Source organism: Ideonella alba (genome assembly GCF_018069875.1).
Classification (GTDB): domain Bacteria; phylum Pseudomonadota; class Gammaproteobacteria; order Burkholderiales; family Burkholderiaceae_C; genus Ideonella; species Ideonella alba.
Genome location: NZ_JAGQDF010000014.1, coordinates 157627 through 167002 on the forward strand (window position 1 = coordinate 157627; position 9376 = coordinate 167002).

The 9376-nt window shown below is 67.8% G+C and carries 12 protein-coding genes; 6 read left to right on the forward strand and 6 right to left on the reverse strand.

Translation table 11 applies throughout. The features are described from left to right. Window positions 1–2: 2 nt before the first annotated feature. The 6 genes from KAK07_RS21215 to KAK07_RS21240 form a co-directional block, all read right to left on the reverse strand. Window positions 3–251 (reverse strand): FmdB family zinc ribbon protein, encoded by a 249-nt coding sequence (locus KAK07_RS21215; RefSeq protein WP_210803817.1) that lies wholly within the window; start codon window positions 249–251, stop codon window positions 3–5. 2 nt (window positions 252–253) lie between these two features. Continuing rightward, window positions 254–685: an ArsC/Spx/MgsR family protein gene (locus KAK07_RS21220; RefSeq protein ID WP_210863109.1), complete on the reverse strand. Its 432-nt coding sequence runs from the start codon at window positions 683–685 to the stop codon at window positions 254–256. A gap of 34 nt (window positions 686–719) precedes the next feature. Then, window positions 720–1649 (reverse strand): ADP-ribosyl-[dinitrogen reductase] hydrolase, encoded by a 930-nt coding sequence (gene draG / locus KAK07_RS21225; protein WP_210863110.1) that lies wholly within the window; start codon window positions 1647–1649, stop codon window positions 720–722. Next, on the reverse strand, window positions 1642–2469 hold the full coding sequence (locus KAK07_RS21230) for an NAD(+)--dinitrogen-reductase ADP-D-ribosyltransferase (protein WP_210803814.1): 828 nt from the start codon (window positions 2467–2469) through the stop codon (window positions 1642–1644). The genes draG and KAK07_RS21230 overlap by 8 nt, the downstream gene beginning before the upstream one ends. A 122-nt stretch (window positions 2470–2591) precedes the next feature. Beyond that, a complete protein-coding gene (locus tag KAK07_RS21235) occupies window positions 2592–3182 on the reverse strand; it encodes a hypothetical protein (protein ID WP_210863112.1) in 591 nt (196 codons plus the stop codon). Then, complete coding sequence (locus tag KAK07_RS21240; RefSeq protein WP_210856743.1) at window positions 3179–3709, reverse strand: group II truncated hemoglobin; 531 nt, start codon at window positions 3707–3709, stop codon at window positions 3179–3181. Before KAK07_RS21240 ends, KAK07_RS21235 begins: the two co-directional genes overlap by 4 nt. A gap of 419 nt (window positions 3710–4128) precedes the next feature. On the opposite strand from KAK07_RS21240, the gene nifH reads away from it, so the two are divergent. The 6 genes from nifH to KAK07_RS21270 all read left to right on the forward strand — a co-directional run bounded on the left by nifH (window position 4129) and on the right by KAK07_RS21270 (window position 9266). Beyond that, complete coding sequence (nifH, locus tag KAK07_RS21245; RefSeq protein WP_210856742.1) at window positions 4129–5010, forward strand: nitrogenase iron protein; 882 nt, start codon at window positions 4129–4131, stop codon at window positions 5008–5010. A gap of 112 nt (window positions 5011–5122) precedes the next feature. Then, window positions 5123–6589 carry a nitrogenase molybdenum-iron protein alpha chain gene (gene nifD, locus KAK07_RS21250; RefSeq protein WP_210856741.1) on the forward strand — a complete coding sequence of 489 codons (1467 nt, stop codon included), beginning with the start codon at window positions 5123–5125 and terminating at the stop codon, window positions 6587–6589. A gap of 33 nt (window positions 6590–6622) precedes the next feature. Then, entirely contained in the window at window positions 6623–8182 is a 1560-nt protein-coding gene (gene nifK, locus KAK07_RS21255) for a nitrogenase molybdenum-iron protein subunit beta (RefSeq protein WP_210856740.1), read from the forward strand. 152 nt (window positions 8183–8334) lie between these two features. After that, window positions 8335–8682 carry a 2Fe-2S iron-sulfur cluster-binding protein gene (locus KAK07_RS21260; protein WP_210856739.1) on the forward strand — a complete coding sequence of 116 codons (348 nt, stop codon included), beginning with the start codon at window positions 8335–8337 and terminating at the stop codon, window positions 8680–8682. Between the two features lie 12 nt (window positions 8683–8694). Beyond that, on the forward strand, window positions 8695–9015 hold the full coding sequence (locus KAK07_RS21265) for a hypothetical protein (protein WP_210803807.1): 321 nt from the start codon (window positions 8695–8697) through the stop codon (window positions 9013–9015). After that, entirely contained in the window at window positions 9012–9266 is a 255-nt protein-coding gene (locus KAK07_RS21270; RefSeq protein ID WP_210856738.1) for a hypothetical protein, read from the forward strand. Before KAK07_RS21265 ends, KAK07_RS21270 begins: the two co-directional genes overlap by 4 nt. Window positions 9267–9376: the final 110 nt, after the last annotated feature.

The following is a 9376-nucleotide window of genomic DNA, read 5'->3' on the forward strand; positions in this document are numbered from 1 at the left end:
GCTCAGACCGTCTTGCCCTTGAGCAGTCGCGCGCGCTCGCTGGGCGAGTAGTGGTTGAACAGGCCCTGGCGGTCGGCAACCCGGCGGTGGGCCAGGCGGATCGCCTCGATCTTGCCGGCCGGCGCGAGCGGCGAGACGCGCTTGTCCAGCGCCGTGCTGCCGCAGTGCGGGCAGGTGGGCGTGTCGCTGGCGCGCACCAGGCGTTCGAAGTCGGCGGCGCAGGCGGTGCAGTGGTAATCGAACAGCGGCATGGTCAGCTCCCGGGGGTGGCGCAGGGTTCGGCGGGGTGGGCACAGCCTTCCAGCGAGGATCGTGCCAGCGTCGCGGGCGCCAGGCCCACCCAGGCATCGATGGCGGCGGTGTCGAAGCCCACGCGGCGGCTGCCGTCGTCGCAGCGCTGCATCAGCGGCCGGCGGATCAGCAGCGGCTCGACCAGCAGCAGGGCCAGTGCGGTGTCGGCGTCCAACTGCTCGGGCACGATCTCGCCGGACTTCACCCGGGGCGCGGCGCGGTTGAACCACCCGGCCACCGGCAGCGGCGCCAGGAAGGCGAGCAGGCTGGCCGCGGTCCAGGGCTCGGACAGCAGGCTGCGCACCGCCAGCGTGTGGCCGGCGGCCTGCAGCGCCGCGCGCTGGCGGGCGTTGCCGCCGCAGCCGGGCTTCTCGAAGAAGATCAGGTGGGTCATCACGGGCCTGTGGTCGCTCGGGTTCGGATGCGGCTCATCCGGGGGACGGCGCCGCCAGCTCGTCGGCCAGCGCCAGCAGATGGCTGACCTGGCCGGTCACCGCCTGCACCGTGGCCGGTTGCAGGCGCTGCAGCCAGCGCCGCGGCAGGCGCGAGGCGCCGCAGCGGGCACCGGCCAGCATGCCCACCAGCGCGCCGGTGGTGTCGGCATCGTCGCCCTGGTTGACGGTGGCGACCAGCGCCTGCTCGAAGTCGGGATGGGTGAAGCCGAAGTGCAGCACGGTCTGCACCGTGTCCACCACGTAGGCGCTGGCACGGCCGGGGTAGGGCTGGTGGCGGAACGCGGGCCAGGCCTGGATCCAGTCCTGGACCTGGTGGGCCAGCATGGCGGTGTCGGCGCCCAGCAGCGCGGCCCGCGTCAGGCGGGCCAGGCCCAGCGTGGCCGCGTCGGACAGCGGGTGGTGGTGGGTGATGCGCGCCTGCGCCAGGCTCCAGTGGGCCAGCAGCGATTCGTTGTGCAGCGTGGCCAGCACCACCGGCAGGTTGCGCATCAGCGCGCCGTTGCCGGCGTCGCCCTCGTTGGCCGGGCCCTGCAGGCTGCCGTCGGCCAGGTAGCGCTGGATGCCGCGCCGGCAGGTGTTGCCGCAGTCCACCGGCTTGCTGCGCAGCCAGCGCACGAAGGCCTCGGCGATCTGCCGCGTGGCGCTGTCATCGCGTGCGGCCAGCAGCGGTGCGCCGGCCAGCAGCAGGGCGTCGCCCAGGGCCAGGCACATCTGGGTGTCGTCGGTCACCTGACCGCGGGCCAGCTTCAGCCAGCCGCCGCCCATCATTTCACGGTGCACGCCGTACTGGGCGCGGATCTCGCGCGGGCGCATGAACTCCACCGTCGCGCCCAGCGCGTCGCCGATCGCCAGGCCCAGGTAGGCGCCCAGGGCCTTGTCGAACAGCGCACGTGTGTCAGACATCGCACAGCACCACGTCGTAGTCACCACCCAGCGCCAGCACCTCCTGCTCGCCCTGCAGCACCTGGCCGGGCAGCAGGCCCGGGTACACCAGCAGCTTGGTCAGCGGCACCTCGGCGACGAACACGCGGTCACCAAAGCAGCCGGCCTCGTCGGCCGACAGGCTGAAGGACACCAGGTTGTTCAGCGCCAGCGTGCAGCGGCGGTCGGCCAGCCGGCCGGCGACGATCTGCTCGTCGCAGCGGTTGGTGCCGCGCCACAGCGGCAGGTGGCTCACGCCCGGCCGGTAGCGCTGCAGGCTCCACTGGCAGAACTCGTAGAGCAGGTCCAGCTGCTGGAAGATCGCGTTGCCGTGGTAGCGGCTGGCCACCTTCTGCTCCAGGTAGCCCACCCAGGCCGGCGACGGAAAGCGCCGCAGCGGCGCGCCATGGAAGCGCGGCACCAGGCCGAAGCGGCTCTCCACCCAGCCCTTGAGCACCGCGCCGGCCGGACCGTTGGCATCCATGCCCCAGCCCTGCAGCAGCGCGCGCCAGCTGCGCCGCCAGCGCTGCCGCTCGGCCGCGCTCAGACTGTGATCGTCCGCATCGGGCCGCTGCAGCCCGAAGACGATGGCCAGGTAATGCACGAACACCTCGCGCGCCTCGCTCAGCTCACCACAGCGCCCGAGCAACGCGAACAGCCCGCCATGGGTCTCGCGCGCGCCCGCAATCCGCAGCGGCACCGGGTGCGCGTTGTAGGCCGCGCTGGCCAGCACCGGGGCCGGCACGCCGACCAGATTGGTGCTGTACCAGTGCTGCGGCTGATCGCACTCATCAGGCGCCATGATGGGTTCGAGTCCCGGATTCCGTCGCGAGCGGGTCGAGCTGGCTGCGAGAAGCGCAGCCGTACACCCGTACGGCGAGCATCACAGCCGCCAGATCGGCCCGCGCAGCAGGAAGACGGGGCTCAAACCGGGCGGTTTTCGTAGAGGTTGCGGACGGGCCCCATCAGCGCCAGGCCTTCCTCGTAGCTGATCTTCGGGAAGCTGGCCTTGAAGCTGGCGGCCTTGTCGGCAATCGCGTCGGTCTTGCCGGCGGTGTCGAGCTTCTTCAGGTCGCCCTTCTCCAGGTAGAGCAGCTCGAGCAGCTCGTTGTAGACGGTGGCCTCGTCGATCGGCAGGATCACGAAGGTGGTGCCGGCGTAGTCCATCGTGTACTTCTTGCTGATGTCGATGTTGTCGCAGAAGAGGATGTAGACACCACTGGGCGACAGCGCATCGCCCAGCACCTCGGCCAGCAGCTTGACGTATTCGAAGCTCAGCAGGAAGCCGGTGAGGAAGCTGATGTGCGGCGAGCCGGCCTCGGCCACCGCGATGACTTGGTCGCTGCTGATCTCGGGCGGGCGCGCCTCGTCGGCCAGCTTGGCCTGGAACTTCAGCGCGATGTCGCCCCGGAAGCCGAAGCGGCCGGCCTTCTTGGTGGGTGCCTTCAGCACGCTGTTGAGCAAGCGGCCCTCGGCGTCGAGGCGGGCGAAGGCGGTGTCCTGGATCGCGGTCATGTCGAACTCCGGTGGGGGGATGAAACGGTGGCGGCCGCACTGGCGTGCGTGGCCGGGGTGGTGTGGGGCGCGACCTCCATCGGTCGGCCGGGGTGCTGGCGCGGCTGGCCGCCGCCCTCGGTGTTGCGGATGAAATCGGCGATCTTCCAGAAGGCAGCGTCGATCTCGGCGCGCAGCGCCTCGTCCGGCACGCACTCGGCCAGCGCCTGGCGCATGCAGGCCATCCAGGCATCGCGCGCGGCGGCGTCGATGTCGAAGGGCTGGTGGCGGCGGCGCAGCATCGGCGTGCCGCGCTGGGCCGAGTAGTCGCGCGGCCCGCCCATCCATTCGCTGAGGTACTGCACCAGCACCTGCCGGGTCCGCGCCAGGTCGGGCTCGTGCATCGCGCGGATCACGCCGGCATCGGCGCGCGTGTCCATCGCGCGGTAGAAGGCCTCGACCAGGCGCACGATCGCCTCGTGCCCACCGATGCGCGCGTAATGCGGGTTGGCGGGCGGGGCGCTGACGATGGGCAGGGCGGTGCTCATGGACAGCCCTGTCTGCAAAGGCCATACCACCCGGCTTGGACGGGCCATCGCATGACCACCGGCACCGGGCGTCAAGGGTGAGCGATGCGCCCACGCGCGACGCGCCGCCCGCGCGCACGAGGGCGGCCCGGCTGTCGTGTCGCCGACCGGGTTTTGTCGGGTTTCGCACACGCCACAGCCGACCCCGCCCAGCGCCCCTTCAGGCGCACTTCCCTCGGAAAAACAAGCACTTGAGTGATCTCAAGCGACATGGCACGGCCGTTGCAGTAAGGGGTCTGCGCGGCACCCGTGTATCGCCCCCAGGGCTTCAGAAGAAGACCACAGAGGCACCCAAGGCTGCATCGAGATCGCGACGAACGCTTGAACCGGACCTCAACGGTTTCGCTGGACCAACTTCATACCTGGATTGGAGAACTGAAATGGCTGCACTGCGTCAAATCGCCTTCTACGGCAAGGGTGGCATCGGCAAGTCCACCACCTCGCAAAACACCCTGGCCGCCCTGGCGGAAATGGGTCAGAAGATCCTCATCGTCGGCTGCGACCCCAAGGCCGACTCGACCCGCCTGATCCTGCACGCCAAGGCGCAGGACACCATCCTCTCGCTGGCCGCCGAAGCCGGCTCGGTGGAGGACCTGGAGCTGGAAGACGTGATGAAGATCGGCTACCGCGACATCCGTTGCGTGGAGTCGGGTGGTCCGGAGCCGGGCGTGGGCTGCGCCGGCCGCGGCGTGATCACCTCGATCAACTTCCTCGAAGAGAACGGCGCCTACGACGGCGTGGACTATGTGTCCTACGACGTGCTGGGTGACGTGGTCTGCGGCGGCTTCGCGATGCCCATTCGCGAGAACAAGGCGCAGGAGATCTACATCGTCATGTCGGGCGAGATGATGGCCATGTACGCGGCCAACAACATCTCCAAGGGCATCCTGAAGTACGCCAACTCGGGCGGCGTGCGCCTGGGTGGCCTGGTCTGCAACGAGCGCCAGACCGACAAGGAGCTGGAACTGGCCCAGTCGCTGGCCGCCAAGCTGAACTCGACGCTGATCCACTTCGTGCCGCGCGACAACATCGTGCAGCACGCCGAACTGCGCCGCATGACCGTCATCGAGTACGCCCCCGAGAGCGCGCAGGCCGCCGAGTACCGCACGCTGGCGCAGAAGGTGCACGCCAACGCGGGCAACGGCAAGATCCCCACCCCCATCACCATGGATGAGCTGGAAGACCTGCTGATGGAGCACGGGATCATGAAGACCATCGACGAAAGCCAGGTCGGCAAGACCGCCGCGGAACTGGCCGCCTGATGAGCCCGTGGCGGGCGCCGCGGCGCCCGCCACGCTCCCCACCACGACAAGGCCCCCGGCCAAGCGTCGCTCCCACCGAACACCCCCGAACCATCCTTGATGGAGTCACCCCATGAGCATGACCGTTGAAGACCGCAAGGCCGAGAACAAGGCCCTGATCGACGAAGTCCTGAAGGCTTATCCCGAGAAGATGGCCAAGCGCCGCGCCAAGCACCTTGGCGTCTTCGAGGACGGCAAGCCCGACTGCGGCGTCAAGAGCAACATCAAGTCGCTGCCCGGCGTGATGACCATCCGCGGCTGCGCCTACGCCGGCTCCAAGGGCGTGGTCTGGGGCCCGATCAAGGACATGGTGCACATCAGCCATGGCCCGGTGGGCTGCGGCCAGTACAGCTGGGCCGCGCGCCGCAACTACTACATCGGCGTCACCGGTGTGGACACCTTCGTGACGATGCAGTTCACCTCCGACTTCCAGGAGAAGGACATCGTCTTCGGCGGCGACAAGAAGCTCGACAAGATCATCGACGAGATCGAGGCTCTGTTCCCGCTGAACAAGGGCATCTCGGTGCAGAGCGAGTGCCCGATCGGCCTGATCGGCGACGACATCGAGGCCGTCAGCAAGAAGAAGAGCAAGGAGTACGGTGGCAAGACCATCGTGCCCGTGCGCTGCGAGGGCTTCCGCGGCGTCAGCCAGTCGCTGGGCCACCACATCGCCAACGACGCGATCCGCGACTGGGTCTTCGACAAGACCGACCCCAACAAGCGCCCGGACTTCGTCTCCACGCCCTATGACGTGGCGATCATTGGCGACTACAACATCGGCGGCGACGCCTGGTCCAGCCGCATCCTGCTGGAAGAGATGGGCCTGCGCGTGATCGCCCAGTGGTCGGGCGACGGCACGATCGCCGAGCTGGAGAACACCCCCAAGGCCAAGCTCAACGTGCTGCACTGCTACCGCTCGATGAACTACATCTCGCGGCACATGGAAGAGAAGTACGGCATTCCCTGGGTGGAATACAACTTCTTCGGCCCGACGATGATCGAGAAGAGCCTGCGCGAGATCGCCAGCCACTTCGACGACACCATCAAGGCCAAGGCCGAGGAGGTGATCGCCAAGTACCGCCCGATGGTGGAAGCCACCATCGCCAAGTACAAGCCGCGCCTGCAGGGCAAGAAGGTCATGCTGTACGTGGGCGGCCTGCGCCCGCGCCACGTGATCGGCGCCTACGAGGACCTGGGCATGGAGGTGGTGGGTACCGGCTACGAGTTCGCCCACAACGACGACTACCAGCGCACCACCCACTACATCAAGGACTCCACGCTGATCTACGACGACGTGACCGGCTACGAGTTCGAGAAGTTCGCCGAGGCGATCAAGCCCGACCTGGTGGGCTCGGGCATCAAGGAGAAGTACGTCTTCCAGAAGATGGGCGTGCCCTTCCGCCAGATGCACAGCTGGGACTACTCCGGCCCCTACCACGGCTACGACGGCTTCGCCATCTTCGCCCGGGACATGGACATGGCCATCAGCAGCCCGATCTGGGCCCTGGCCAAGTCCGCCCCGTGGAAGAAGGCCGCCTGAGTCCCCCGCAACACCATTCGACTGGAGAGCACCATGCCTCAAAACGCCGACAAGGTCATCGACCACGAGATGCTGTTCCGCGAGCCGGAATACCAGGCGCTGTTCAAGAACAAGAAGGAGAACTTCGAGTTCAACCATGCCGACGCCAAGGTCCAGGAGATCCGTGACTGGACCAAGTCCAAGGACTACCTGGAGAAGAACTTCGCCCGCGATTCGCTGGTGGTCAACCCCGCCAAGGCCTGCCAGCCGCTGGGCGCCGTCTACGTGGCCAACGGCTTCGCCAAGACGCTCAGCTTCGTGCACGGCAGCCAGGGCTGCGTGGCCTACTACCGCTCGCACTTCAGCCGCCACTTCAAGGAGCCGACCAGCTGCGTCAGCTCGTCGATGACCGAGGACGCCGCGGTCTTCGGCGGCCTGAACAACATGATCGACGGCCTGGCCAACACCTACAACCTGTACAAGCCGGACATGATCGCGGTCAGCACGACCTGCATGGCCGAGGTGATCGGTGACGACCTGGACGCCTTCATCAAGAACGCCAAGCAGAAAGGCTCGGTCCCGGCCGAGTTCGACGTGCCCTTCGCCCACACCCCGGCCTTCGTCGGCAGCCACATCACCGGCTACGACAACGCGCTGCTGGGCGTGCTCAAGCACTTCTGGGACGGCAAGGCCGGCACCACCGAGCCGCTGACCCGCGTGCCCGGCGAGAGCATCAACTTCATCGGCGGCTTCGACGGCTTCGTCGTCGGCAACATGAAGGAAGTGCGCCGCATCTTCGACCTGTTCGGCGTCGACTACACCCTGCTGTGCGACCCGTCCGAGGTCTGGAACACCGCCACTGACGGCGAGTTCCGGATGTACGCCGGCGGCACCACCAAGGAAGAGGTGGAGAAGGCCCTGAACGCCAAGGCGACGATCGTCTTCCAGGAGTACTGCTCCGAGAAGACCATCAAGTACCTGAAGGAGAAGGGCCAGGAGGTGGTGGTGCTGAACTGCCCGGTGGGCGTGGCCGGCACCGACCGCTTCATCATGGCGATCAGCGAGCTGACCGGCAAACCGGTGCCCGCGCAGCTGGAGAAGGAGCGCGGCCAGCTGGTCGACGCGATGGCCGACAGCCAGGCCCACCTGCATGGCAAGCGTTTCGCGCTGTACGGCGACCCGGACCAGATGCTGGGCCTGACCGAGTTCCTGCTGGAGCTGGGCGCCGAGCCGGCCCACGTGCTGTCCACCAACGGCACCGAGGACTGGGCGAAGAAGGTCCAGGCGCTGTTCGACAGCTCGCCCTACGGCACCGGCTGCAAGGCCTACCCGAAGCGCGACCTGTGGCACATGCGCAGCCTGCTGAACGTGGAGCCGGTGGACTTCCTGATCGGCAACACCTACGGCAAGTACCTGGAGCGCGACACCAACACGCCGCTGGTGCGCATGGTGTTCCCGATCTTCGACCGGCACCACTACCACCGCTACCCCACCTGGGGCTACGACGGGGCGATGCGCACGCTGATCATGCTGCTCGACGAGTTCTTCGAGACGCTGGACGCCAACACCATCATCCCCGGCAAGACCGACTACTCCTACGACATCATCCGATAGGGCACTGCATCCGCCTGCTGCGCGGGCCGATCCGGGGTCTGCGGTGCTCGCCGTACGGGTGTACGGCTGCGCGCCTCGATCCCCGGCTCGACCCGCTCGCGACGGCGGCTGCAGCACCCTATCCGTCGGAGTGACACACGGAACATCCCATCATGGCCAATGTGACATTCACCTCGCCGCGCATGAAGAAGGACCTGACGGTCTATGCGGTGGCGGGCGACACCAAGACGCTGCTGGCGGTGGCCAAGGCGCATGCGATTCCGCTGGACTTCGAGTGCGAGAACGGCGAATGCGGGTCCTGCTCGGTGCAGGTCGGCATCCTGTCGGACAAGGCGCCCTATGGCTTGGCCCTGACCGAGAAGGAGAAGACGGTGCTGCGCTTCGCCGGCAAGATCACGGCGCAGCAGATCGAGGACGCCGAGACCAAGGACATGCCGCCGCCCTGGCGCCTGGCCTGCCAGTTCGTTGTCCGCAACGAGGACATCCTGGTCACTTTCTGAGCGAGGCCCGACATGCCTGACGCGATCCTGGTGAAGACCACGCTGGACGGTCGTCCGGTGGAGGTGATCGACGGCTGGCTGTGCCTGGCCGGCGTGCCCGAGACCGACGAACTGGTGGTGCTGGACGAGCACCCCAACCGCCAGGCCATCCTGCGCGCCTGCCCCAAGGCCACGCACATGGCCGGGCGGCTGCCGCTGACGCTGGCCGAGGCTTCCGTGGCCCAGGCGGCGCTGCGGCGCTTCCATGATCGCTTCGACGGCTCGCCCCTGGCCGTGGCCGAGCGCCTGCGCCAGGCCAGCTGGAAGAAGGTCTTCGCAGAGGGCGCCGAGTGATCTACCTGCTCGAGCTGCCCGTAGGCGCGCCCCCGCACTGCTGGTTCGCCTTCGACGCTGACGACCTGCGGGCCAAGCTGGACGCCGTCGGCGGCCCACCCGGCCACGAGATCCGGGTCTGGCCCGACGAGTCCAGCGCCGTGCTGGCCTTCGAGAACGAGGCCGATCCCTTGTGGGCCGGTCCCGGCTGGCATGCGCGGCGGGCGCTGTACGAGCAGTTGCTGGCGACCGAGGCGTTGGCGGAGGGCTGACAGCTGCCCATGGCAGTCGTTTCCCGCAGATGTGGTTGAGGCGAGGTGGGGGAAAGGGGTCTCTCTCATGTCCCCCGGCCTGCGGCCTCCTCCTTGACTTCGTTCGACCC